The sequence below is a fragment of the Flavobacterium aerium genome (assembly GCF_030766725.1).
Classification (GTDB): Bacteria; Bacteroidota; Bacteroidia; order Flavobacteriales; family Flavobacteriaceae; genus Flavobacterium; species Flavobacterium aerium.
Genome location: NZ_JARQWR010000012.1, coordinates 1 through 24178, shown reverse-complemented (window position 1 = coordinate 24178; position 24178 = coordinate 1). Strand labels below are relative to the sequence as shown.

The 24178-nt window shown below is 33.0% G+C and carries 23 protein-coding genes; 9 read left to right on the top strand and 14 right to left on the bottom strand.

Annotated features, from left to right (window positions below):
• The first annotated feature begins 71 nt into the window (after positions 1–71).
• From ribD to P6733_RS15475, 3 genes are all read left to right on the top strand, one after another.
• On the top strand, positions 72–1130 hold the full coding sequence (gene ribD, locus P6733_RS15485) for a bifunctional diaminohydroxyphosphoribosylaminopyrimidine deaminase/5-amino-6-(5-phosphoribosylamino)uracil reductase RibD (protein WP_306353841.1): 1059 nt from the start codon (positions 72–74) through the stop codon (positions 1128–1130).
• The gene (locus P6733_RS15480; RefSeq protein ID WP_306353840.1) at positions 1108–1716 is read left to right on the top strand and encodes an HAD family hydrolase; all 609 of its coding nucleotides are present in this window, start codon (positions 1108–1110) and stop codon (positions 1714–1716) included. Before ribD ends, P6733_RS15480 begins: the two co-directional genes overlap by 23 nt.
• A 135-nt stretch (positions 1717–1851) precedes the next feature.
• Complete coding sequence (locus tag P6733_RS15475; protein WP_306353839.1) at positions 1852–2469, top strand: IMPACT family protein; 618 nt, start codon at positions 1852–1854, stop codon at positions 2467–2469.
• An 86-nt stretch (positions 2470–2555) separates the two neighbouring features.
• Here the strand turns inward: P6733_RS15475 and P6733_RS15470 are convergent, their stop codons facing one another.
• Entirely contained in the window at positions 2556–2960 is a 405-nt protein-coding gene (locus tag P6733_RS15470; protein WP_306353838.1) for an acyl-CoA thioesterase, read from the bottom strand.
• Between the two features lie 190 nt (positions 2961–3150).
• Between P6733_RS15470 and dnaA the strand changes: the two genes are divergently transcribed.
• From dnaA to P6733_RS15450, 4 genes are all read left to right on the top strand, one after another.
• On the top strand, positions 3151–4578 hold the full coding sequence (dnaA, locus tag P6733_RS15465) for a chromosomal replication initiator protein DnaA (protein ID WP_306353837.1): 1428 nt from the start codon (positions 3151–3153) through the stop codon (positions 4576–4578).
• Positions 4578–5045 carry a low molecular weight protein-tyrosine-phosphatase gene (locus P6733_RS15460; protein ID WP_306353836.1) on the top strand — a complete coding sequence of 156 codons (468 nt, stop codon included), beginning with the start codon at positions 4578–4580 and terminating at the stop codon, positions 5043–5045. The genes dnaA and P6733_RS15460 overlap by 1 nt, the downstream gene beginning before the upstream one ends.
• A gap of 422 nt (positions 5046–5467) precedes the next feature.
• Positions 5468–5836, top strand: a complete 369-nt coding sequence (locus P6733_RS15455; protein WP_306353835.1) for a helix-turn-helix domain-containing protein — start codon at positions 5468–5470, stop codon at positions 5834–5836.
• 211 nt (positions 5837–6047) lie between these two features.
• The gene (locus tag P6733_RS15450) at positions 6048–6770 is read left to right on the top strand and encodes an SAM-dependent methyltransferase (protein ID WP_306353834.1); all 723 of its coding nucleotides are present in this window, start codon (positions 6048–6050) and stop codon (positions 6768–6770) included.
• Positions 6771–6844: 74 nt separating this feature from the next.
• On the opposite strand, the gene P6733_RS15445 is transcribed toward P6733_RS15450, so the two are convergent.
• The 4 genes from P6733_RS15445 to dapF all read right to left on the bottom strand — a co-directional run bounded on the left by P6733_RS15445 (position 6845) and on the right by dapF (position 10183).
• The gene (locus P6733_RS15445; RefSeq protein WP_306353833.1) at positions 6845–7486 is read right to left on the bottom strand and encodes a peptidoglycan-binding protein LysM; all 642 of its coding nucleotides are present in this window, start codon (positions 7484–7486) and stop codon (positions 6845–6847) included.
• Positions 7487–7822: 336 nt separating this feature from the next.
• Positions 7823–8863, bottom strand: coding sequence for an endolytic transglycosylase MltG (mltG, locus tag P6733_RS15440; RefSeq protein ID WP_306353832.1), 1041 nt, complete (start codon positions 8861–8863; stop codon positions 7823–7825).
• Between the two features lie 13 nt (positions 8864–8876).
• Positions 8877–9407, bottom strand: coding sequence for a GNAT family N-acetyltransferase (locus tag P6733_RS15435; RefSeq protein ID WP_306353831.1), 531 nt, complete (start codon positions 9405–9407; stop codon positions 8877–8879).
• Positions 9401–10183, bottom strand: a complete 783-nt coding sequence (gene dapF / locus P6733_RS15430) for a diaminopimelate epimerase (protein WP_306353830.1) — start codon at positions 10181–10183, stop codon at positions 9401–9403. Before dapF ends, P6733_RS15435 begins: the two co-directional genes overlap by 7 nt.
• A 135-nt stretch (positions 10184–10318) precedes the next feature.
• Between dapF and P6733_RS15425 the strand changes: the two genes are divergently transcribed.
• The gene (locus P6733_RS15425; protein ID WP_306353829.1) at positions 10319–11722 is read left to right on the top strand and encodes a Do family serine endopeptidase; all 1404 of its coding nucleotides are present in this window, start codon (positions 10319–10321) and stop codon (positions 11720–11722) included.
• 164 nt (positions 11723–11886) lie between these two features.
• Positions 11887–13335: a glyceraldehyde-3-phosphate dehydrogenase gene (locus tag P6733_RS15420; protein ID WP_306353969.1), complete on the top strand. Its 1449-nt coding sequence runs from the start codon at positions 11887–11889 to the stop codon at positions 13333–13335.
• Positions 13336–13386: 51 nt separating this feature from the next.
• Here the strand turns inward: P6733_RS15420 and P6733_RS15415 are convergent, their stop codons facing one another.
• The 9 genes from P6733_RS15415 to P6733_RS15375 form a co-directional block, all read right to left on the bottom strand.
• A complete protein-coding gene (locus P6733_RS15415) occupies positions 13387–13962 on the bottom strand; it encodes a TlpA family protein disulfide reductase (RefSeq protein ID WP_306353828.1) in 576 nt (191 codons plus the stop codon).
• Positions 13963–13965: 3 nt separating this feature from the next.
• Positions 13966–14880 (bottom strand): cation diffusion facilitator family transporter, encoded by a 915-nt coding sequence (locus P6733_RS15410; RefSeq protein WP_306353827.1) that lies wholly within the window; start codon positions 14878–14880, stop codon positions 13966–13968.
• Positions 14881–15077: 197 nt separating this feature from the next.
• Positions 15078–17342: an aconitate hydratase gene (locus P6733_RS15405; protein WP_306353826.1), complete on the bottom strand. Its 2265-nt coding sequence runs from the start codon at positions 17340–17342 to the stop codon at positions 15078–15080.
• 295 nt (positions 17343–17637) lie between these two features.
• Entirely contained in the window at positions 17638–18591 is a 954-nt protein-coding gene (locus P6733_RS15400) for an AAA family ATPase (RefSeq protein ID WP_306353825.1), read from the bottom strand.
• Positions 18592–18698: 107 nt separating this feature from the next.
• Positions 18699–19415: a hypothetical protein gene (locus P6733_RS15395; protein ID WP_306353824.1), complete on the bottom strand. Its 717-nt coding sequence runs from the start codon at positions 19413–19415 to the stop codon at positions 18699–18701.
• An 11-nt stretch (positions 19416–19426) separates the two neighbouring features.
• Positions 19427–20860, bottom strand: coding sequence for a peptidylprolyl isomerase (locus P6733_RS15390; protein WP_372339309.1), 1434 nt, complete (start codon positions 20858–20860; stop codon positions 19427–19429).
• Entirely contained in the window at positions 20823–21674 is an 852-nt protein-coding gene (locus P6733_RS15385; RefSeq protein ID WP_306353822.1) for a hypothetical protein, read from the bottom strand. Before P6733_RS15385 ends, P6733_RS15390 begins: the two co-directional genes overlap by 38 nt.
• Positions 21675–23645 (bottom strand): peptidylprolyl isomerase, encoded by a 1971-nt coding sequence (locus tag P6733_RS15380; RefSeq protein WP_306353821.1) that lies wholly within the window; start codon positions 23643–23645, stop codon positions 21675–21677.
• 273 nt (positions 23646–23918) lie between these two features.
• Positions 23919–24178 (bottom strand): OmpA family protein (locus tag P6733_RS15375; RefSeq protein ID WP_306353820.1); only part of this gene is annotated, 260 nt, incomplete at its 5' end.

Below are 24178 nucleotides of genomic sequence, written 5' to 3'. Positions count from 1 at the left end.
ATTGTCAAATTTCTCAATTTCTCTTACGATAATGTTATTCATTCTTGCAATAAAATCTTTATTTTTGTTTGGTGAAGATACAAGAAAAATACATAAAACGCTGCATTCAACTGGCCAAAAACGGCCTAGGAACAACCTATACTAACCCATTAGTTGGCAGTGTAATAGTACACAACAATATTATAATAGGAGAAGGTTGGCACCAAAAAGCAGGGGAAGCTCATGCAGAAGTAAATGCAGTAAACAGCGTTGTCAATAAGGATTTACTAAAAGAATCTACTATTTATGTAAGCCTTGAACCTTGTAGTCATTTTGGAAAAACACCACCCTGTTGTGATCTAATTATTCAACAGCAAATTCCAAACATTGTCGTCGGAACAATCGATACTTTTGCAAAAGTTGCTGGCAATGGCATTAAGCGATTAAAAGAAGCAGGACGAAATGTTACGGTAGGAATTCTTGAAGAGGAATGTCGTGCCCTAAACCAGAGATTCTTTACCTTTCACCAAGAAAAAAGACCTTTTATTATTTTGAAATGGGCAGAAAGCAAAGATGGATTCATTGGCCCTGCTCACAAAGATGAAAAAAGACCAGTATGGATTACAAATCCATATTCTCGACAATTAGTTCATAAATGGCGAAGTGAAGAACAAGCCATAGTAGTAGGCACCAATACTGTAATTGACGACAATCCTATTTTGAATGTGCGAGACTGGACAGGTAACAATCCGATTCGCATAGTTATCGACCGTCATTTGAGAATTCCAAAAGATCACGCCGTATATAATGGAGTCATAAAAACGATATTTATTACCGCACAAAAAACAGCTTCTAACAATCCTTTATTACAATATGAAGTGATTGACTTTGACAAAAACATAGCACAACAAATAGTTACGATTTTATACGAAAATGAAATTCAATCGGTTATTATTGAAGGAGGTAAGCAAACTTTGCAGACCTTTATTGATCAGAATTTATGGGATGAGGCTCGGATTTTCAAGGGAACTAATCTTTTACACAATGGTACTTTAGCACCTATTTTAAAAGGTATTCCAGTTGAAAAAATGGCCATCATTAATGATGAACTTTTAATTTACAAAAATCATGATAAACACAATTATTTTTGATTTCGGAAATATCTTTATCAATATTGATGCAGAAATATCTTTACGTGCATTACAAAAATTAGGCCTTCCAGCCTGGAGCAATGAACTTGATGAATTGAATCATCGCTTCGAGAAAGGCAAAATGAACAGTGAACAATTTCTAATTGCCTTGCAAAAACATATACCCGATGCTTCTATCGACACCATAAAGTCGGCATGGAATCAATGTGTTTTGGAATTCCCACTGGCTCGTCTAGAATTTTTACAAAAAATTGCCTCCCAATACCGTTTATTCTTATTGACCAATACCGATTCTATTCATATCGAAGCTTTTGAAAATCAAGTGGGTCCTTCTTTCTATAGTGATTTCTATCAATGTTTTGAAAAAGTGTATTATTCTTTTGAAATTCGTGCACGCAAGCCAGAACCTGAAGCTTTTAATTTCATCATTCAAAAACATGAATTATCACCCAAACGTACTTTGTTCGTTGATGATACTAAGAAAAACACTGATGTTGCCCAATCTTTAGGATTGCATGTTTGGAATTTAAATCCTGCTACAGATGATGTCACTGAACTTTTTGAAAAAAAGATTATCATCATATAATACATTCCAAATATTATATTGAATATAGCTTTCGTCCTTTTTTCTTTTTCATTAATTTTGTCGGCCTAAATTTTTGTTAACCAAATCTGGTCAACAAAAATTTAGCATACCTATAGCGCGGTTATCCGCATCATCATGAGTTCAGAAATAAAAGATACATACAAAACTTTAAGTGTTGTTTCCGAAGAAGTACTATTCAAAGAAAAGAATAGTAAATTCTTTGGATATGCCTATCCTATACAAACTGAAGATGATGTTAAAGCAATAATTGAAGATTTAAAAAAAATGCATCATAGTGCCCGACATTGGTGTTACGCTTATCAAACGGGAACTGATAAAATCTATTTTAGAGCCAATGATGATGGAGAGCCTAGTAATAGCGCAGGAATGCCTATATATGGTCAAATACAATCCTTTGAAGTCACTAACATACTTGTTGTGGTTGTTCGTTACTTTGGTGGAGTAAAGCTTGGTGTAGGTGGTTTAATCAGTGCTTATCGCACTACAGCACAAATGGCACTTGAAGCAGCCGATATTATTGAGAAGACAATTGACATTCATTATATTATTCAATTTGATTACAAAAATATGAATAAAGTAATGCGGGTAATAAAAGAGAAAAACTTAGATCTTATTTCCCAAAAAATGGAAATGACTTGTGAAATTGAAATTGCTACACGCAAAAAAAATGCCGAAATGATTTTCGACATTTTCACAAATCTATATGAAGTTGTGATTAAAATAAAGGAATAATAACGGATTTCATCCACCTCTTAAAATGATGATTTCGCAATCTTTAAAGAGGAAAAAAATCGATTCCTAACTATTCTTTATCTTCCTTAAGCAAATTCATTTAATTTTTCATTAATATAACCCGGAGGGAGAATTGGGCGACGTGTTTTCATATCCACAAAAACAAGAATTGAACTACCGGTTGTTAATAACTCATTTTTTTGATTATAGATTTCATATTCAAATTCTATCTTAACAGAATGCTGACTTTTAAAAATAGTTTTTACTGTTAACTCATCATCATAGAGTGCTGGTTTTTTATAATTCATCGTTAGCGAAACCACTGGTAGCATAATTCCATTCTCTTCCATCCATTTATACGAAACCCCAAGGTTTCTAAGCCATTCAACGCGGCCCATTTCAAAATACTGCGCATAATTACCATGATAAACGACTCCCATTTGATCCGTTTCTGCATAACGAACTCGAACTTGAAACTGATGTTCTTTCATTTAATTCTGTGTTAATTTTTTTTATATTAAAAAAAGTATTACTTACAATTTTATTTTTTCAAAATCAATCCTTTTTAGATTTTTTTTTAACGAAATTTGTCACATATTTGTTCTCCCGAATATCACTAGAAGTTTACTCGCTTCTTTTGTAAGACAACACTTTAATAAACAAGATAATATACGTTAATTTATGAACAAAACTGCGCAATCAGTATGGGAAAACTGTCTGTCTTTTATAAAAGACAACATTCAGGACCAAGCTTACAAGACTTGGTTCGAGCCGATCAAATCAGTTGAACTCACCGATAACGCGTTATATATTCAAGTACCTAGTAAATTTTTCTACGAATGGCTAGAAGAACACTACGTAAAATTATTAAAGGTGGCACTAACCAAAGAACTTGGGAAAAATGCAAAGTTACTGTATAAAATCAAGATGGAAAACACTTATGGTAATAAACAGCCCTTCACAGAGCAGTTACCAAGTGCAAATCGCGCGCCTGTAAAACCACAGGATGTTGATGTTCCATTACAAAATAAAAATCCTGAATTAAAGAATCCATTTATTATTCCTGGAATACGAAATTTAAAAATTGAATCGCAATTAAATGCGAATTATAGTTTTGACAATTTCTTAGAAGGTGATTCTAACCGTTTAGCACGTTCTGCTGGTATGGCAGTAGCAAACAAACCGGGAGGAACCTCATTTAATCCACTTTTAATTTTTGGAGGTGTTGGTCTTGGTAAAACACACTTAGCACATGCTATTGGTGTAGAAATCAAAGACAAATATCCTGAAAAAACAGTTTTATATATTTCTGCTGAAATCTTCACGCAACAATATATTGACTCTGTAAAGAGAAATACGAGAAATGATTTTATTCATTTCTATCAATTAATCGATGTATTGATTATTGATGATGTTCAATTCCTTTCTGGTAAAACCGGAACACAGGATGTCTTTTTCCATATTTTCAATTACTTACACCAAAACGGAAAACAAGTTATTTTAACTTCTGACAAAGCTCCGGTTGACATGCAGGATATCGAACAACGTTTGTTATCTCGTTTCAAATGGGGTCTTTCTGCTGAGTTACACCAACCTGATTACGAAACTAGAGTTTCTATCTTAAAGAATATTCTGTATCGTGATGGTGTTGAAATGCCAGAAGAAATTATTGAATATGTTGCTCGTAACATTAAATCTAATGTAAGAGAACTTGAAGGTGCTATTATATCATTAATCGCTCAGTCTTCATTCAATAAAAAAGAAGTAACGCTTGACCTTGCAAAACAAGTGGTTGAGAAGTTTGTGAAAAACGTGAAACGTGAAATATCTATTGATTATATTCAAAAGGTTGTTTCTGACTATTTCCAACTTGACATCGACACTTTGCAATCTAAAACAAGAAAACGTCACGTGGTACAAGCAAGACAATTGGCTATGTTTTTTGCAAAAAAATTCACCAAAGCGTCTTTAGCAAATATCGGTTCACAAATTGGGGATCGTGATCATGCTACTGTACTACATGCTTGTAAGACGGTTGACAATTTAGTTTCTACCGATAAACAATTCAAGAAATTTGTTGATGATATCAACAAAAAACTATCGTTATAATGCCAACAAAAATCTTAATGGTATGTTTGGGTAATATTTGCAGGTCACCTTTGGCTGAAGAAATATTACGTTCTAAACTACCTGAAGATTTATTTTTGGTTGATTCTGCTGGTACTGGATCTTGGCATATTGGACAACAACCCGACCTGCGTTCTATAGAAATTGCAGAAAAATTCGGTCTTGATATCTCCCACCAACGCGGACGACAATTTAACCTAGACGACTTCAAAACTTTTGATTACATCTATGTAATGGATCATAATAACTATAATGATATTATCGATTTAGCTCCTGATCAAAAAGCAAAGAATAAAGTCAACATGATTCTTAACGAATTATTCCCCGATCAAGACATGGATGTTCCAGATCCCTATTTTGGCCTTCATGATGGCTTCAAAAAAGTATACCTTATGCTTGATGAAAGCTGTGACATTATTGCCGAAAAATTAAAAAAAGCACACATTTAAATTCTCTCCTTTCTTTTATCTTTACTATTATTTTTAATAAAAATAATTTAACCTTTGCGGCACTTATTAATCACCTTATTATCTTTTAGTGTTAATAATCTTTGATTTTAATAATTTCAAGGCATTATTTTAACAAAATCACCTAGAGTACTCAACTACTCATTATCACTCTTTAAATCGCTTAAAAACGAATCTAAAGCAGTTCTTTTTATAGCATTAAACAGAATATGTCTTATTCAACCATCAAAATAACTTATTGCTTCCCCAATTATCTTGCAAAAAATATAAATTGCTCTATAGTATTTAACACTTCAGTTACACAGATTACCTTGAAGTTTTAACACATTACTTAAGCTTTGAATTCCAATTATTATTCCCAATACAAAGCTTAGCATAATTCAATGATTTAAACAATTTTAAAGATGCACTTAAACAAAGGAAAAATTCGTTTGATGAGAAAAAAAAATAATATTTCTCAAGAACAGATGGCAGAACTATTAAATCTCTCACAATCCCAATATTCAAGAATAGAAAACGGCAAGAGTATTATTGATCTCAAGAAAGTAAGAAAGATAGCAGATGTATTAAAAACAAATCCTTTATCTATTTTATATGTTGAGAAAAGAAAATCTTTACCTTATTCCCCAAGAATATCATCACATATACACAGTGAAAGAAATAATGATTTCAGCACCGAAATCAATCTTCTCAAAAAAGAGATTCAATATTTAAAAAAAGAGAATAACGTTTTAAAAAAACTATCCTTAATGACTTTAAAAAATAAAATGTAATTATTCAACAACCTTTATTCTTCAGTCCTGTATTTAAATTCAAAGCTGTATTTAAATACGCCTATTCGAAAGAAAAGCCCAATGTACCTCACATTGGGCTTTTTGATTCATCTCTTTATCGAACTGTTTCAATTTTTACTACAACTCCTCCTTTGATTAAGCCTTAAATTGATTAAAAAATATTTATTTTTGCACTCTAAACATTATACTGATGACATCTACTCCACCAAAAGGAAAACTCTATTTAATTCCCATTACTTTAGGCGATACCGATCCTATGGATGTATTACCACAAACTGTAAAAAGAGCCATTGATTTCATTGATGACTATATTGTTGAAAATGAAAAGACTGCTCGTAAGTTTATTAAGAGCATACATCCTGAGAAACCACAACCTTCTTTACGTCTAAGCACCTTAAACAAACATACTGAAGTTGCAGAACACGAGCAAATGATCAAAGCTTGTCTGGAAGGAAAAAATGTAGGGTTGATGTCCGAAGCTGGATGTCCTGGCGTAGCCGACCCTGGAGCTGTAATTGTCAAAATCGCTCACGAAAGAGGAATACAAGTAGTTCCATTAGTAGGTCCTTCTTCTATTTTAATGGCCATGATGGGCTCTGGAATGAATGGACAAAGTTTTGCCTTCAACGGTTATTTACCAATTGACAAATCGGAAAAGAAGCAGGCTTTGAAAAATTTTGAGAAATTATCACAGGATAAAAATCAATCGCAACTTTTCATCGAAACTCCGTACCGTAACAATAAGCTTGTGGAAGATTTATTGCAAACGCTACATCCAAACACTCATTTATGTATCGCTTGTGATATCACTTTACCAACGGAATATATTAAAACACTTCGCGTAGCGGATTGGAAAAGAACCAAAATCGATTTACACAATCGTCCAACTATTTTTGTGATTCACAAAATGTAAAATATACATAGCATATAAACGCAAAAAAGGGTCGATTTTCATCGACCCTTTTTTATATCATTACAAAATGTAAATTAATTCATTTTTACTTTTGCAGCTGGATTCGCTACGATACTTGAAGTATCATATCCTCCAAATTTTTCCATGTAACTGATGATTGATGTTCCAAAACCATCTTTGAATTTTCTTTTACCTTTACTTTTCAAAAAACTTTTGACAGAACCAGCACCTCCCAAATGGGCTGCAGCTAAGATTCCAGACTCTGTTATTTTTACTCCGTTGATAACTGAACCTTCAAATTTTTGAATTTCATCTTTCAGTTCCCACTTATTACGGGACAATAAGGCTTTAAATGCTTTTTCTTGCATCTTTGGACTATTAAGGAAGGCTGTAGAGTTATAAATCCCTACGGCTCTTAAAGCACCCATACCAAATTGATATTTACCCATGTACCCAAACGGATTTACTAATTTGTATTTTCCTTGGGATTCTTTGTAGGCTACAGCTTGTTTAAAACCTGTATACGATTTCCCTGTAAACGGGAAATCAAAATAAACATAATCCGTTTGCTCTTCAGTTGGAACGGTGCTTTTTAATGCCTCGTCATCACCTACGTGAAACCAATCATATTTTTCTAATTCAAATGATTTAAAACTATAGCAAATGAATGCAATTAGTACGATTAAACCTGAATAATAAGACCATTTTTTTATCATAAATTTCGATTTCTTATACCGGTACTCTGGTATAAAATTTCAGCAGGCAAATATACGACAAAAATTATAAATCTGAAAATCAACCTGTTAAAGTTTCCCTAACGGTCTTTTCTCATCAAATTTTACTTCAGCATAACCTTTTGTTTACCCTTGATTTTTAGGGAGGTATGCTAGCATATTAATTTTAAATGGGGTTGAAAAAAAATTTGAAAAAATTTAGTTTCTGATTGTTTTTTAAATCAATTTAGGCTTAAATTTTAACATTTAAATGTCAAAATTTAAGCCTAAAACGTCAGAAATCGACCTCTTTTTTGAAGGTGTTATAGCATTAAAATGTTATCTATTTATTCCTTGTGCACTAATCCATTTTACATATTTATCTCTATTCACATTGTGTTGTGCTAAAGTTGATGCAAATTCATGGTATCCAAAATTTGTAACGCTTGCACAGAAATAAATATAATCATGGTGTTCTGGATTCAATACAGCATCGATTGCAGTAATATCAGGCATTGCAATTGGTCCTGGAGGTAATCCAGCATACATATAGGTATTGTATGGTGAATTAATCTCTAAGTCTTTAAAAAAGACTCTTTTGATTACTGTATCAAAATTCCCTGATTGTCTCTTAATCGCATAAATCACCGTTGGATCTGCGTCTAGCTTCATTCCAGATTTCAATCGATTCAAATAAACTCCCGCAACGCGAGGTCTTTCATCTCTTTTTACTGTTTCCTTATGTACAATTGAGGCTAATGCACTCACTTGTAATGGTGTTAAATTAAGTGCTTTTGCTTTTTCTAGTCTTTCTTCTGTCCAAAATTTTCTATACTCCTTCGCCATTTTATCTCTAAATTGTCGCACAGAGGTATTCCAAAAGAATTCATAGGTATTTGGAATAAACATACTCAATATATTATCTTCTGTAAAACCGTTTTCTTTTAAAAAGGTTTCATCTTTAAAAGCATTCAACAGACTTAAACTATCAGCTTCAATTTGACTGCCTACACGTCCTACAAAACGCTCTAGAGTTTCTTGATTATTAAAGGCTAGTTTTACGGGTATATTTTGGCGTAATGCTGTAATAATCTCATTACTGTTCATTCCTTTTTTCAAAAGGAATCGTCCTGATTTTATATTAGTTGTGTAACTTCTTTTATCCGCCACCATTTTAAAGCGTTCAATATCTTTCACGTAAGGTGTCATAATCTCTTCTACTTCTGAAAATGTTGCATCAGTAGGGATATGAACATAGGTTTTGGCTTCTGAAAATTTTGTGTTTTCAGAGAAAATATCTCTGTAAATCATATAACCGTATACAGATGCAGCGGTTACTAATAGCACTAAAAAAATAATAATAATTTTCTTGAGTTTCAAAGTTCTGGTGGTATTAATTGTTATTGATTAATTGAAAAATTGCCTCATCATAATAAACGCCATTAATCAAATTCCATTGTTTCTTAACGCCTATTTTTTCGAATCCAAAATTAGTAAAAAGCTTTTCACTTGTTTTATTTTCGGTGCCAATATTTGCATACAATTGGTTTAAATTTAACTGTTTGAATGCGTAATCTATCAAAAGCCCAAGCGCTTGCGCTCCCAGCCCTTGATTTCGTTGGTCTTCTTGTTGAATAACGATACCAATTCCCGCACGATTATTCTTCGGATCGAACTCAAAAAGATCGATTAAACCTATTGCTTTGAAGTTTTCATTCTTACAAATAGCCAATCGAAGTTGTTTTGCTTCATAAATATCCTGTTGTGCATTTTCTAAATACTGTTTAATGAGAAAGCGACTATAGGGCGTTTGTGTATTGCTTACAGCCCAAATCTTTTCATCATTTTCTACTGCATAGACAAATTCCAGATCCTCTGGTTCTAGTGCGCGTAAATAAATAGTATCTCCTTGTAATGTTAGCATTCGATCATTCCTATAAAAACAAATGTAGCAGGTCCTTTCAAAAAGATATTGAAATATCTTCCTTCGAAACAATCAAAAGAAACTTCTAATCGTCCTCCTTCTGTATCTAATTTAATTTGGTGTGAATCTGTTTTCCCAATGGCATTCATTGCAATCGCTACCGCAGTTACTCCTGTTCCACAAGATAGTGTTTCATCTTCTACACCTCTTTCGTACGTACGTACTGCAAAATTGTCGCTTCCTATTTGTTCCACGAAATTCACATTACTACCTGTTGCTCCATATAATTCTCCGTATCGTATAGTAGCGCCTTCATTTTTGACGTCGAAGTTTTCCAAATTTTTCACCAATTCTATATGGTGTGGAGATCCAGTATCCAAGAATACATATTCTGGAAGTTGTTTAATTTTCTCTACATTTTTCATTTGTAAAGACACTACTCCATCCTCATTGATTGAAGCATAATGTAATCCATCAATAGCCAGAAAGGTAGTTTCTGTTTCTATGATTCCCAATGCTTTTGCAAAAGCAACCAAGCATCTCCCACCATTTCCACACATGGTACTTTCTTTTCCGTCGGCATTATAGTAGACCATCTTAAAGTCATACTCATGGTGATTTTCTAATAGAATTAATCCATCGGCACCTACTCCATATTTACGGTCACAAATCTTTGCAATCCATTTAGTATTATTTTTAGAAAATACTTTTTCACGATTATCAATCATGACGAAATCATTTCCTGTGCCTTGGTATTTATAAAATGTTATGTTCATAGTATTTAGATCTGAAGTAACAAAAGTACGAATATTAATGAAAAGTTAATCATTGTTAACCGAGCGTTAAACCTATTTTGACACACCAAAATTACTTATAATTTTACTGTTAAATAACTAAATCACTATCAAACTATGAAAACATTTTCAAGCTTATTCCTAGTATCTCTGTTAAGTGGCGTGATAACTTTAGGTGCGTACAAACTCTTAACAGAGCATAATTTACTTTCAAAATCCAATAACGCAATCATCACAACCACTCCTGCTAATTTCATTAGACCCGTAGGCCTTTCTCCCGAAACATTAGACTTTACTGAAGCTGCAGATAAAGCCGTACATTCTGTCGTTCACGTCAAAAATGTCACCTACACTATGGCTCCATCCAATCCAATGGCTGAATTTTTCTATGGTTATAAAGGAGGACAGCAACAAGCTCAAATAGGGACTGGTTCGGGTGTAATTATATCAGAAGATGGTTATATCGTTACCAACAACCATGTTATTAAAGATGCTTCTGAAATTGAAGTGACTTTAAACAATAACAAATCTTATAAAGCGCGATTAATAGGAACTGATTCTAAAATGGATGTTGCTTTATTAAAAGTGGATGCTTCCGAAAAACTTCCTTATGCAACTTTTGGTAACTCTGATAATATCAAGGTTGGGGAATGGGTTTTAGCTGTTGGTAATCCCTACAACTTAACTTCTACCGTTACAGCAGGTATTGTTTCGGCAAAAGCCCGAAATTTAGGTACGGGTGCAAAAAGTGATATTCAATCTTTTATACAAACTGATGCTGCTGTAAATCCCGGTAATAGTGGTGGTGCATTAGTAAATACGCGTGGAGAACTCATTGGAATCAACACTATGATTTCATCCATGACCGGTTCTTATGTGGGTTATTCTTTTGCAGTACCTTCTAATATTACTCGAAAGATCATTGAAGACCTCATGGAATTTGGCAATGTACAGCGTGGTATATTAGGTATTGAAGGCGGCGAATTGAATAGTACAGCTTCGAAAGAATTAGGCATTAATGAAACACAGGGTTTCTATGTGAATCGAGTAACGCCAAAATCGGGTGCTGAAAAAGCAGGTCTTAAAAAAGGAGATATTGTTATCCAATTGGACAATACTAAAATTTCATCGTATGCTGAGTTATCTGGATTCATTAATACTAAGCGCCCAAATGACGTCGTAAATGTTACGATCCTTAGAGATAATAAAACCGTTTCTATTCCTGTAACCTTGAGTAAAAATGAATTATCCAGTTATGAATACAATGGTTTGCAAATAGAAAACATTAGTGATGTTGACAAAAAGAAATTCAATATTAATTATGGTGTTAAAATTAAAGGAGTTAGCGATGAGAGCTTTGGAGAACTAACAGGCAAAATTATTTTATCGGTCAATAATCAAAAGGTCACCGATGTTGCTGCTTTTTCTAAAATATTAAATAACAGAAACCCAAATGCCTTAACGAAAATCGATTTCCTTAATGAGAATGGGCAATTGGAGCGCTATCTCTTAAAATTATAATAGGGCTACGCCAAAATCTTATAAATATGAAAGCCAACTTCGAAAGGTTGGCTTTTGTTTTTTGTTCAAATTATTTCATAAAACGCTTTACGAAAACGTTTGAAATTGATACTTTTGCGGAAATTAAAAAAACAACAACACAATCTAAATTATTCCATTACCTCATGAGCAATAACGTTTTGTACGAAAAAGAGCTATCCTTTCAAGCTGACCGAAGAAAAGCAGGAGTTGAATTCATCAAAATTATTAGTGATTTATGGTTCGACAAATCAATTGAATTAGTACTTTTCAGAAACCAATTGATTGATCGCAATGTTAGCGATATCATTAATTTACATGAATACGCTGGAGAGTTTGTTCAAAAACCAATTTCAGTTTTTGATTCAGTTGAAATTGCAAGAGCTATTCTATCTCTAGATTTACCACCATCAAAATTAGATATCGGAAAATTAACTTATGAATTTCACTTAGAAGATGACAAATACAATGATGCTACGGCTTTTGTAATTGACAAATTGAAAAACGCTAAGGATTTCAAAAACTTCGCTCCTAAGGATGTTGTTTTATACGGATTCGGAAGAATTGGTCGTCTATTAGCTCGTGAATTAATGTCAAAAATGGGAACGGGTAATCAAATGCGTTTAAGAGCAATTGTTACACGTGATAAAAATGATGCTACTAATCTTGAAAAAAGAGCTTCATTACTGCGTTATGATTCTGTACATGGTGATTTTCAAGGTTCTGTAACTGCAGATCCAGAAAATGATGCTTTGTTAATCAATGGAACTACGGTTCATATGATTACAGCAAATAGCCCTGAAGATATAGATTATACTGCTTACGGAATTGAAGATGCTTTAATCATTGACAATACTGGTGCTTTTACAAATGAAGAGGCTTTAAGAAGACATTTATCTTCTAAAGGTGCTGGAAAAGTTTTATTGACTGCTCCAGGAAAAGGGGTTCCAAATATTGTATATGGTGTAAATCATAATGAATATAATCCTGATGAGACTGATATTTTCTCTGCAGCTTCTTGTACAACAAATGCAATCACTCCTATCTTAAAGGCAGTAGAAGATACATTGGGCGTTGTAAAAGGGCACTTAGAAACAATTCATGCTTATACTAATGACCAAAATTTAGTAGACAACATGCACAAAAAATACCGTCGTGGTAGAGCTGCTGCATTAAACATGGTTATTACTGAAACTGGTGCTGGTAGCGCCGTTGCTAAAGCATTACCTTCATTGGCAGGAAAATTAACTTCAAATGCAATCCGAGTTCCTGTCCCAAATGGTTCTTTGGTGGTATTGAATTTAGAAGTTAACAAAACAACGAGTTTAGCAGAAATAAACTCTATCATGAAGAAATATGCATTAGAAGGTGAATTGGTTGAGCAAATCAAATATTCATTAAATAATGAATTAGTATCTTCTGATATTGTGGGCACTTCTGCTCCTTCAATTTATGACAGTAACGCTACTATTGTATCGGCTGATGGTAAAAATATTGTATTATACATCTGGTATGATAATGAATATGGTTACAGTCACCAAGTAATTCGTCTTGCAAAATATATTGCTAAAGTAAGACGTTATACCTACTACTAGTAGATATTCAACATATAAAAAAAGCGGTTATACATGTATAACCGCTTTTTTTTATTCTAATAATTGATTGAGTTCTTTTCTAAAATCTTCACTATTCCAATCTGCTGATCCCGTTTTATCAACTACAATATTACCTTCTTTATCTATTAAATAGGTAACTGGAATACTAGTCGCATTTAAATCACCTGGAACGGATGAATTGTATTGGTATATTGGTAAATCATAGTTATTCTTCTTCATAAAGGCTGTTACCTTATCCCGATCATCATTGGTCACAAAAAGAAAAACTACTTTATCTTTATAGTCTGTATATAGTTTTTGCATACTAGGCATTTCTGCAATACAAGGAGGACACCATGTCGCCCAAAAATTAATCAGAATGACTTTTCCTTTATGGTCTGCCAAAGTGCTTTGTTCCCCTTCCAAATTGACTAACTGCCAATTATAATCATTCAATTTCTTTTGTTCTTTCTTTTCAATAACAGAAGGGCTAAAAGCAAATATTCTATTGACCCAAACTTTAAGTGTTGTTCCTACTGGTGTAAATAGAATCACAACAAACACCAAGATCCAAATAAGATTGGACCACTTTGTTTTTGATTTATCTTTTGATTTTAATTTTTCCATTTATTAATGCATATCACAAATTGTATTTTTACCATAGTATGGTTCTATATGAATATGTACATTCATTACTTGTGGTACTTGTTCCAGAACTGCATCTTTAACCATATGTGAAATTTCATGTCCTTTTTCCACACTTAAATCTTTATCTACCCAGATGTGCATATCAACTTGATAAGCTGTTCCCATTTTTCTAAACTGGGCTTTCTCCACTACTTCTACTCCTATTACTTTTCCTGCAATAATCTTGATATCTTCTAATAATTCAGGCTCTAAAGCTTCATCTAATAATTCTCCAATAGCTGGTCGAGCAATAATATAAGCATTGTATACAATTAATACTGCAGCAAAAAGTGCAGCATAGTCATCTGCCACTTCGTATCCTTTCCCTCCTATAATACCAATTGTTATCCCAATAAATGCCGCTGCAGAAGTTATAGCATCACTTCGATGATGAAAAGCATCTGCTTTCACTGCATTACTTTTCATTTCTTCTCCCGTTTTTAGGACATAACGGTATAGTATTTCTTTAGTCAAAATTACTCCTACCAGAATTAGTAGTGTATATGGTGCTGGTGCTTCATGAGGTACCATAATATTATGAATACTATCGTGTGTGATTACAAAAGCAGCTAATACCATTGCCAATGCAATTCCTAAAGCGACTAATGCTTCTACTTTTCCATGACCATAAGGATGGTCTTCATCTGCCGGTTTTAAAGACCATTTTAACCCGAACCAGAGCATTGTTGATGTCAACACATCAGCTCCAGACTCAATGGCGTCGGCAATTAAAGCATATGAATTCCCAAAAATTCCTCCTAAGGCTTTTATAACCGCTAGAATAGCGCTTACTATTATTCCAATCAATGTTGTACGAAGTCCTTTATTTACTTCTACAACTGTATTCTTTTCTTTCATTATATTGATTTCTGCTAAAAATAATATTTTGCTTAGTGCTTTGCTTTTCTTAAAGAATCATCAAAGGTAGTTTTTATACTAAGGTGTTCCCAATACTCAAAGACGAAACTTATCAACTTTCTTCATTTCTCTTTTTTGAATGTATAAAAAAACGCCCAAGTTACCTTGGGCGTTTTTAATTTATTTACATTTTCATGTTAAGCTTTTCCAGCTGCAATCAAGTTCAATGCTGAACCTGCAACGAACCAACCAATTTGTCCTTCGTTGTATGTATGGTTTGCCATGATAATATCTTTAGATCCATCAGCGTGAACGAATTCTAAAGTTAATGGTTTACCTGGTGCAAATTCTGTTAAGTCAATGAAATTGATTGTATCATTTTCTTGGATTTTATCGTAATCTGCTTCATTTGCAAAAATCAACGCTAACATACCTTGTTTTTTCAAGTTCGTTTCGTGGATACGAGCAAAAGATTTTACTAATACTGCTTTCACTCCTAAGAAACGTGGCTCCATAGCTGCGTGCTCACGAGAAGATCCTTCACCATAGTTATGATCACCTACTACAATTGTAGGTACTCCAGCCGCTTTGTATGCACGTTGAACTGCAGGAACTTCTGCGTATTCACCAGTTAATTGATTTTTAACATTGTTTGTTTTTTGGTTGAATGCATTCACTGCTCCAATCAACATATTGTTAGAAATATTATCTAAGTGACCTCTAAAACGTAACCATGGTCCCGCCATAGAGATATGATCTGTAGTACATTTTCCGAAAGCTTTAATTAATAATTTAGCTCCCATAATGTCTTTACCATCCCATGGAGTAAATGGCGCTAATAACTGAAGTCTTTCAGACTCAGGATTAACAGCTACTATTACACCAGATCCATCTAATGATGGTGCTTGGAATCCAGCATCTTCTGCTTCGAAACCTTTTGGAGGTAATTCATTTCCTGTTGGTTCGTCTAATCTTACTTCTACACCATCTTCGTTGATTAAAGTATCCGTTAATGGATTGAAACTTAAATCACCTGCAATTGCTAAAGCAGTAACTAATTCTGGAGATCCAACAAATGCTAATGTATTTGGGTTACCATCTGCACGCTTAGAGAAGTTTCTGTTGAAAGAGTGAACGATTGTATTGCGTTCTTCTTTTTCTGCACCTTCTCTGTCCCACATACCGATACATGGTCCACAAGCATTTGCAAAAACAGTCGCTCCAATTTTATCGAATGTATCGATGAATCCATCACGTTCGATAGTATATCGTACTAATTCTGAACCTGGAGTGATTGTAAATTTAGATTTTGTTTTTAAGTTCTTATCCGCAACTTGTTTTGCTAACGAAGCTGCTCTAGCAATATCTTCATAAGAAGAGTTTGTACAAGAACCGATTAAACCTACATCAATTTTTAATGGCCAGTTATTTTTTAATGCTTCCTCTTTCATTTTAGAAATTGGCGTAGCTAAATCCGGAGTAAAAGGACCGTTTAAGTATGGTTCTAATTCTGTAAGATTAATTTCAATTACTTGGTCAAAATATTGTTCTGGGTTAGCGTATACTTCATCATCTGCTGTTAAGTATTTTGCTACAGTGTTTGCTGCATCAGCTACATCAGCTCTATCAGTAGAACGTAAGTAACGGTCCATCGATTCATCGTAACCAAACGTAGATGTTGTAGCTCCGATTTCAGCTCCCATATTACAGATTGTACCTTTACCAGTACAAGACATTGCTTTCGCTCCTTCTCCAAAATATTCAACAATAGCTCCAGTACCACCTTTTACAGTAAGTATTCCAGCTACTTTTAAGATTACATCTTTTGGTGCTGTCCATCCACTAAGTTTCCCTGTTAATTTTACACCAATTAATTTTGGGAATTTTAATTCCCATGCCATTCCTGACATTACATCTACTGCATCAGCTCCACCTACTCCAATCGCGATCATTCCTAATCCACCTGCATTTACAGTATGTGAATCTGTTCCAATCATCATTCCACCTGGGAAAGCATAGTTCTCCAAAACTACTTGGTGAATAATACCTGCTCCTGGTTTCCAGAAACCAATTCCATATTTATCTGAAACAGAAGAAAGGAAATCAAAAACTTCATTACTTTGTGTTTTTGCTCTAGCTAAATCGGTTACAGCATCAACTTTTGCTTGAATTAAGTGATCACAATGTACGGTTGTTGGTACAGCTACTTTACTTTTTCCAGCATGCATAAATTGCAATAAAGCCATTTGTGCAGTTGCATCTTGACATGCAACACGGTCTGGAGCGAAATCCACATAATCTTTACCTCTTGTGAAGGCTTGAGTTGGATTTCCTTCCCAAAGATGTGAATACAAAATCTTTTCTGAAAGTGTTAGCGGACGACCTACAAGTTCACGTGCTTTATCCACACGTTCAGCCATCGTTGCATACACCTTTTTAATCATATCAATATCAAAAGCCATAATATAAATTAGTTACGTTATTTGTTTTGTAAATTTTATTCAGGCACAAAATTACGCATTAATACTGATATTTTAAAAATTTTCATCAAAAGTGCCCTTTCAGAACATTATTATTCCTAAAACGGCATTTAAACTGAATTTTATCGAAAGAAATGTGATATTTTATCAAAAATGATGAATTATAATTATTTTAAAAACCTTTTATTGATAAATTCGAAATATGCACTGAAACGAAAAAAGGTTCTTAGTATCTATTTATACTAAGAACCTTTCTAAATAAGGGTCTATAGAGGTATTACATCAATTTTTGAATGATTTTTTCTTCCGAAATACCTTCTGCATCTGCTTTATAATTTTTAATAATTCTGTGTCTTAAAATTCCAATTGCTACCGCTTGTACATCTTCTATATCTGGTGAGAATTTTCCTTGAAATGCGGCATGTGCTTTCGCTGCCAAAATTAAATTTTGTGAAGCTCTTGGCCCTGCTCCCCAGTCTAAATAATTCTTCACTAATTCATTGGATAATGGATTATCTGGACGTGTTTTACTGACTAAGGTTACGGCGTATTCGATTACATTATCTGCCACTGGAATTCTTCTTATTAATTGTTGAAAATCAATAATTTCCTGCGCTGTGAATAACGGATTAACCTGAACTTTCACATCAGACGTGGTGCTTTTCACCACTTGAACTTCTTCTGCAAAAGAGGGATAATCTAATTTTATGGCAAACATAAAACGATCTAATTGTGCTTCTGGCAATGGATAGGTTCCTTCTTGCTCAATTGGGTTTTGTGTTGCTAATACGAAATATGGTAAATCTAATTTATAGTGATGTCCCGCAATCGTCACTGCTCTCTCTTGCATCGCTTCTAATAAAGCTGCTTGAGTTTTTGGTGGTGTTCTATTAATCTCATCTGCTAGGATAATATTAGAGAATATTGGTCCCTTAATGAATTTAAATTGGCGATTTTCATCTAATATCTCACTTCCTAAAATATCCGAAGGCATTAAATCGGGAGTGAATTGAATACGTTTAAAGTCTAATCCTAGCGCCTGTGCAATTGTATTTACCATTAAAGTTTTTGCCAAACCTGGCACTCCTACTAATAAGGAATGTCCTCCTGAAAAAATACTCAGCAGAATTTGATCAACAACAGTATCTTGACCTACAATGATTTTAGCAATTTCTTGTTTTAGTTCTTTTTGTTTTTGAACTAGACGTTGTATAGCGGTTACATCAGACATTTAATAATTGTATTGAGGAATTAATATTGGATTTTTTGGCTATGAACTATTTTTATGGATTCTTTACTATGGTAATAATTCCAAAAATAAGATTATTAATTTAGTTTTTAATATCCTTTCTCGCTATAAGTATTGTATTTTTCAAATGGGATTTCACCAAAATCTTTAATTGTCTTAAGCTTATCTTGATCCTTAACTAACGCTTCTTTATTATTCGGATCTGTACCCGGGTTCATAATATAGTTGATGTAATGGTCTTTAAATAGAAACCAATTGTTTTTGGTTTTATCGTATTTAAATGTCGTTACCTTCTCCCAATGAACTCCTCCTGATACTCCGTGCTCAATGGAGAAATATCCTTCTTTGATTGTTATCCCAGTAAAAGGATCACCAAACATCCCTCCACAATCAATACATTCCACTGCATTATCATTTTTATAAACTAGTTGAAATGCCCCATCTTTTTGCCCTAACAAAACAAGTAAAGATCTTTTATCTGGTTTGTTTTCAGCATTGTTTGATGTTGTTTCTTCAGTAGTTTTGCGTAAAACTAAAATAGCATCTTTAGATCCATCCAAATTAAGATTACCATACGTTACATTAATTGCATCATATCCTGTAGGAATAAATGATTTTAATTTCTCCTCTACATTCTCAACTGTTTCATTAAAAGTATCGTGTGGTTGAACACTATCTTTTACCGTTTTTTCAACGTCAACAGATTTGATTGTATCTACAGCTTTCTTGTTCTCATTTTCTTTTGAAATCTGATTGCAAGATGATAGCATCACTATGAATAACAATAGGCAACTCGCTTTTTTCATGGTCTGGATTTTTATTTTTTCAACCAGTTATTTGTAAACTTACAATTTCTGTATTCACCATTAATTTTAATGTAAGTTTCTTTGATTTTTTCATCAGACCATTTTCCAATTTCTTTGATTTGTTTTTCTTTCAAAGCCAAATCTTTAATTTTAATATAGTCTTTTGCGTAATCTGCTTTATGCTCATCAAAACGATTGGTCACCGTCATTAATTTATATTTTCTTCTTCCTAATTGGTCAGAATCAATAATTGGTAATGATACTTCACCATCTTTCAATCCAGATACTTGATTGTAGATACTTGGATCCATTTTTGTCAATTCAAAACGTGTTTCCATCGTTTTAGGATTCAACAATACACCACCATTATTTCTTGTTTCTTTTTCATCAGATGAAGTACGTGCTGCTTCTGCAAAAGTTATTTCGCCTGCAACAATTCTTTTTCTGATTAAATCAATTTTTTCTTTTGCTTCTTTTAAAGCTTCATCTGATACTTTAGGAATCAATAGGATATGTCTTAGATCGATTTCTTGCCCTCTGATTTTCTCAATATAAATGATATGGAATCCGTATTCAGTTTCTACTGGTGCAGAAATTTCTCCTTCTGCCAAACTAAATGCTGTTTCTTTAAATTCTTTTACTAATGGTGATTTTCTAGTAACGCGCATAAATCCTCCATTTGATCTTGTTCCTGAATCATCTGAATACAGTACTGCTTTACTGAAGAAACTCGCTCCGTTTTGTTGAATGTCTTTTTTGAAGTCATTCAATTTATCAATTACTTTTTGCTTTTCTTCTGCCGTTACTTTAGGGTCTATCACAATTTGTGCAACTTCCATTTCCGCTCCAAAAATTGGTAATTGATCTGCTGGAATTTTTTTATAGAATGTTCTTACTTCTTCTGGTGTAATTTGAACTTCATCAATAATTTTCTTTTGCATATCCATCGCCAACTTATTCATTTTGATAATTTCAAAAAGTTGCGCTTTCAATTCTTCTTCAGTGCTTTTCTTAAAGTATTTCACTACTTTATCTGCAGATCCTAATTGCTCTACCATGTAGTTGTATTGCTCATCCAATCTTGAATTCACTTCGGCATCACTTACTACAATACTATCTTGAATAGCTTGGTGTGCATATAATTTATCTTCAAGTAATTTCCCTAGCATCTCACATCTAGTAATATCGGCTACAGATCCTCCTTGGCTTGTAATTTCTAAATATGTTTTATCGATATCTGAATCTAAAATAACATACTCTCCCACCACTGCAATTACACCATCTATCTTTGGCTTTGGACTGTTTTTTGTCGGAACCACCACCACTGACTCTTTTTCTTTAATAACTTCTTGTGCATTCATCATTCCTGATGAAAGTAAAGAAATACCCAAGATGAGGCCAAGTTTATTAATTATAGATTTCATATTTGTTATTTTTAATCGCATCATCGGTAATATCTTTTTCAAATTTTTTAATTAATTCTAACTTCCTTTTATTCAAAATTACTTGTTCTAAAGTAGGCTTTATATATTCAAATGGGCTTACTTCATTTTTATCTAATACATTATTAATTTTCACCAAATATACGTTTAATGAATCTGGTGATTGGATTATTTTTCCTCTTAATATGTATTGTTCTCTATTATCGGGTGTTATAAATGGTAGTTTTTGATAGATTTGATTCATCTCTACCCATACGGAATCATTTAAAGCAAAACTTTTAAATTGTATAGAATAGCTATTCAGAAGTTTCCTATCTTCTTTTTTATTTTCTAAAAATTTACTTTTTATCGTTTCAAACTTAGGATGATCTTTTGGTAGATTGATGTATCTAAGTTTTACTAACGTTCCATTTGTCTTAAAGTTCTCTTTATTTTCATTGTAATATTTCACAAGCTCAGCTTGCGTAATTACAGTATCAACAGTAGTTTTCACTACTTCTTCGATATATCCTTTTGTATATAAATCGATTTTATACTGCTTTATTAATTTATCGTATTCTAATTGCTTCTCTGGGCTCAAATTTAATTCTGCCGCATCAATCAATAGCTTTTGTGTCGCCCAACGATCTATGTAATTTTTCACGATAATTAAACTATCTTTTTTGGATGTTCCTGCTGGAACTAGATCTTTAATTTCGTCATAATATAGATAAGAATCGTTTGCTCTAGCTATAGCTTCAGGCTTAGCTTCCTTCTTGAAATAATTACAAGAGGACACTAAAGTAAGCAATACGATACCGTACAGAATTCTATGCATTTATTTTTTGATTTGTTTTTTCACTTTCTCAAAAGCTGCCTTATCAACAGCAACTTTAAATTCATTCTTCAAATCACTAACCCATTTTTCTTCTAAATATTGTTGATAGTCGTTTATCACTCTACCTTTTGTTTCATCTAAAAGTTTTGGCCCTGCTGGCAACACCTTATTTACCTTTGTTATATAATAGTAATCTCCTTCTTTAATCACTTTTGATGTCCCTTCTTTCATAACCGTACTTTTAGGGAGTGCTTCACTTCCTTCTTCAAATACACCTGCATTCACCATCACATCTACAATTCCATTCGTATTTAATTTCTCCTTAATGAAATCTGTTGATTTACCTTGCTTCAAATATTTCAATGCTTGATTTATTGCTTCCGATTTAGTTGATGAAATTACAACTGCATCTACTCTATTATTCCATTGATATTTTTTGGTATTCAATTCATAATAGTTTTTCAATCCTATTGTATCTGTTTTTGCTTTTTCCCAGATTTCTTTCTCCATTAAATCAAACAAAAGTAGTCCATCACGGTATTCTTCCATTACTAATCCAAATTCAGGATAATCTGCTTCTAAATTCTCACTTGCGTAATAGTTCAATTGCTCGTCAATAAATTTCTGATATAAATCATCTACTAATTTTCCGATTGGCTTAATTGTATTTGTTCCTCGTTGTTGAGAATATAAATAGCCTAAAAAGGTCGCTCCTGCAATAGATTTATTATTTACTGTTAATAAGCCTTTATCAAATTCTTTCAAATTTTCTGGCATTACCCATTCGTTATTGTAAAATTTATCATTGACTAGTTTTACAATTTTAGCATACATTTTAGCATCTGTTTTAACGCTGTATTTTTGTCTCAATTTATGGTTTTGAGCTACAGTAATCAATCTAGAGCGTTCATCTTTTCTAATCTTACCATCAATCTCATTCTCCATCTCTTCCATTGTTTTCACTGGATGCTTTTCGATTAACTTTACGATGTGCCATCCAAACTGGCTTTCAAATGGTGCAGAATATTCTCCGGGTTTTGTTAATGAGAAAGCTACATTTTCAAATTCTTCGGAACTTAATTGTCCTGATGCGAAACGGCTCAATGTTCCTCCTTTTGAAGAGGATGATTTATCTTCTGAAAATTGTCTTGCTAACGTAGCAAAATCTTCTCCTTGTTTTAATTTTTGATAGATTTCTTGGATGGTATTTTTTGCTTTCTCCATTCCGTTATCCATATTATTGGTTGGTTTTAAAACCATAATATGAGCTGCCGTTACTTCTCCTCTGTTATCTCTAACGTCTTGCACTTTAATTAAGTGGTATCCAAATCTTGTTCTTATTGGTTTTGAAATTTCTCCTTTTGGAGTACTATACGCTGCATTTTCAAATGGGTAAACCATTCTAAACACAGAGAAATAACCTAAATCTCCTTTATTTTCTTTTACGGATGGATCTTGTGAATATTGTGTTGCCACTGTAGCGAAATCTTCCCCATTTATAATTCTCTTACGCAAGTTCATTGCTTCATTATAAATCTTCAAAGTATCTGCTGGTGTAGCATTTTCATTGACTAATAATAAAATATGGGATGCTCTAATTTCTTTTAATGATCGCTTATAAGCCTCTTCGATTAGCTCTTTTGTAACCTTAGCATCTGTAATGTAGTTCTTTGATAATTGATTTCGGTAGGACTTTAATTCATTAATGTATTGTGCGTTATTTTGTAGCCCTAACTGATTTGCTTTATTTATTTTTAACTTGTATCCGATAAATAATTCTAAATATTGGTCTAAATCTTTCTGTGAATCGTCTTTTACCAAATCTAGATTTTTATTATAGACCCTCGTAAATTCGTCGGTATAATATGGTTTATTATCTATTTTAAACAAAACTTCCTTCGTGCTTTCTTGTGCGTAACTCACTATATTTAAGGAAATTAATAACCCAACGAATAACTGTTTTATTTTCATTATTATTTTTTCAAATTATGTTAAGTGGTATCTTTATTTGTCTTTTTTATAAAATTGGCAATATATCTCCAAAATTACAATCATTTTTTATTAATAGCAATCAACAAAAATAACAATTCAATCGCATTATACAAGTATCGTAGATACTATTAACAAAAAATTATACAGACACTGATGACAAGCTTTTTATCTCTTCTATTACCTCTTCTATTTCACAACAAAAGCAACCCTAATGGATTGCTTTTATCTTTACATAATTCTATTTTCCCAAGTCTAAATTTCCGTAATAATAAACTCACTTCTTCTATTGGCTTGATGTTCTTCTTCTGAACAAGGAACACCATCACTACATTTGTTGACTAATTGTGACTCTCCATATCCTTTGGCGGTGAGTCTGCTTTTATCAATTCCATTTTTAATCATGTACTCCATTGTCGATTTAGCTCTTCTACTGGAGAGTTTCTCATTGTAAGAAGCTGTTGCTCTACTATCGGTATGCGAACGAATATCAATCTTCATCTTTGGATATTCTT

Bases quoted from the DNA above. Each gene is read 5' to 3' on its own strand.
- P6733_RS15480 (WP_306353840.1), top strand. From the start codon at position 1,108: ATGATAAACACAATTATTTTTGATTTCGGAAATATCTTTATCAATATT.
- P6733_RS15475 (WP_306353839.1), top strand. From the start codon at position 1,852: ATGAGTTCAGAAATAAAAGATACATACAAAACTTTAAGTGTTGTTTCC.
- P6733_RS15470 (WP_306353838.1), bottom strand. From the start codon at position 2,960: ATGAAAGAACATCAGTTTCAAGTTCGAGTTCGTTATGCAGAAACGGAT.
- dnaA (WP_306353837.1), top strand. From the start codon at position 3,151: ATGAACAAAACTGCGCAATCAGTATGGGAAAACTGTCTGTCTTTTATA.
- P6733_RS15460 (WP_306353836.1), top strand. From the start codon at position 4,578: ATGCCAACAAAAATCTTAATGGTATGTTTGGGTAATATTTGCAGGTCA.
- P6733_RS15455 (WP_306353835.1), top strand. From the start codon at position 5,468: ATGCACTTAAACAAAGGAAAAATTCGTTTGATGAGAAAAAAAAATAAT.
- P6733_RS15450 (WP_306353834.1), top strand. From the start codon at position 6,048: ATGACATCTACTCCACCAAAAGGAAAACTCTATTTAATTCCCATTACT.
- P6733_RS15445 (WP_306353833.1), bottom strand. From the start codon at position 7,486: ATGATAAAAAAATGGTCTTATTATTCAGGTTTAATCGTACTAATTGCA.
- P6733_RS15435 (WP_306353831.1), bottom strand. From the start codon at position 9,407: ATGCTAACATTACAAGGAGATACTATTTATTTACGCGCACTAGAACCA.
- dapF (WP_306353830.1), bottom strand. From the start codon at position 10,183: ATGAACATAACATTTTATAAATACCAAGGCACAGGAAATGATTTCGTC.
- P6733_RS15425 (WP_306353829.1), top strand. From the start codon at position 10,319: ATGAAAACATTTTCAAGCTTATTCCTAGTATCTCTGTTAAGTGGCGTG.
- P6733_RS15420 (WP_306353969.1), top strand. From the start codon at position 11,887: ATGAGCAATAACGTTTTGTACGAAAAAGAGCTATCCTTTCAAGCTGAC.
- P6733_RS15415 (WP_306353828.1), bottom strand. From the start codon at position 13,962: ATGGAAAAATTAAAATCAAAAGATAAATCAAAAACAAAGTGGTCCAAT.
- P6733_RS15410 (WP_306353827.1), bottom strand. From the start codon at position 14,880: ATGAAAGAAAAGAATACAGTTGTAGAAGTAAATAAAGGACTTCGTACA.
- P6733_RS15405 (WP_306353826.1), bottom strand. From the start codon at position 17,342: ATGGCTTTTGATATTGATATGATTAAAAAGGTGTATGCAACGATGGCT.
- P6733_RS15400 (WP_306353825.1), bottom strand. From the start codon at position 18,591: ATGTCTGATGTAACCGCTATACAACGTCTAGTTCAAAAACAAAAAGAA.
- P6733_RS15395 (WP_306353824.1), bottom strand. From the start codon at position 19,415: ATGAAAAAAGCGAGTTGCCTATTGTTATTCATAGTGATGCTATCATCT.
- P6733_RS15390 (WP_372339309.1), bottom strand. From the start codon at position 20,860: ATGCGATTAAAAATAACAAATATGAAATCTATAATTAATAAACTTGGC.
- P6733_RS15385 (WP_306353822.1), bottom strand. From the start codon at position 21,674: ATGCATAGAATTCTGTACGGTATCGTATTGCTTACTTTAGTGTCCTCT.
- P6733_RS15380 (WP_306353821.1), bottom strand. From the start codon at position 23,645: ATGAAAATAAAACAGTTATTCGTTGGGTTATTAATTTCCTTAAATATA.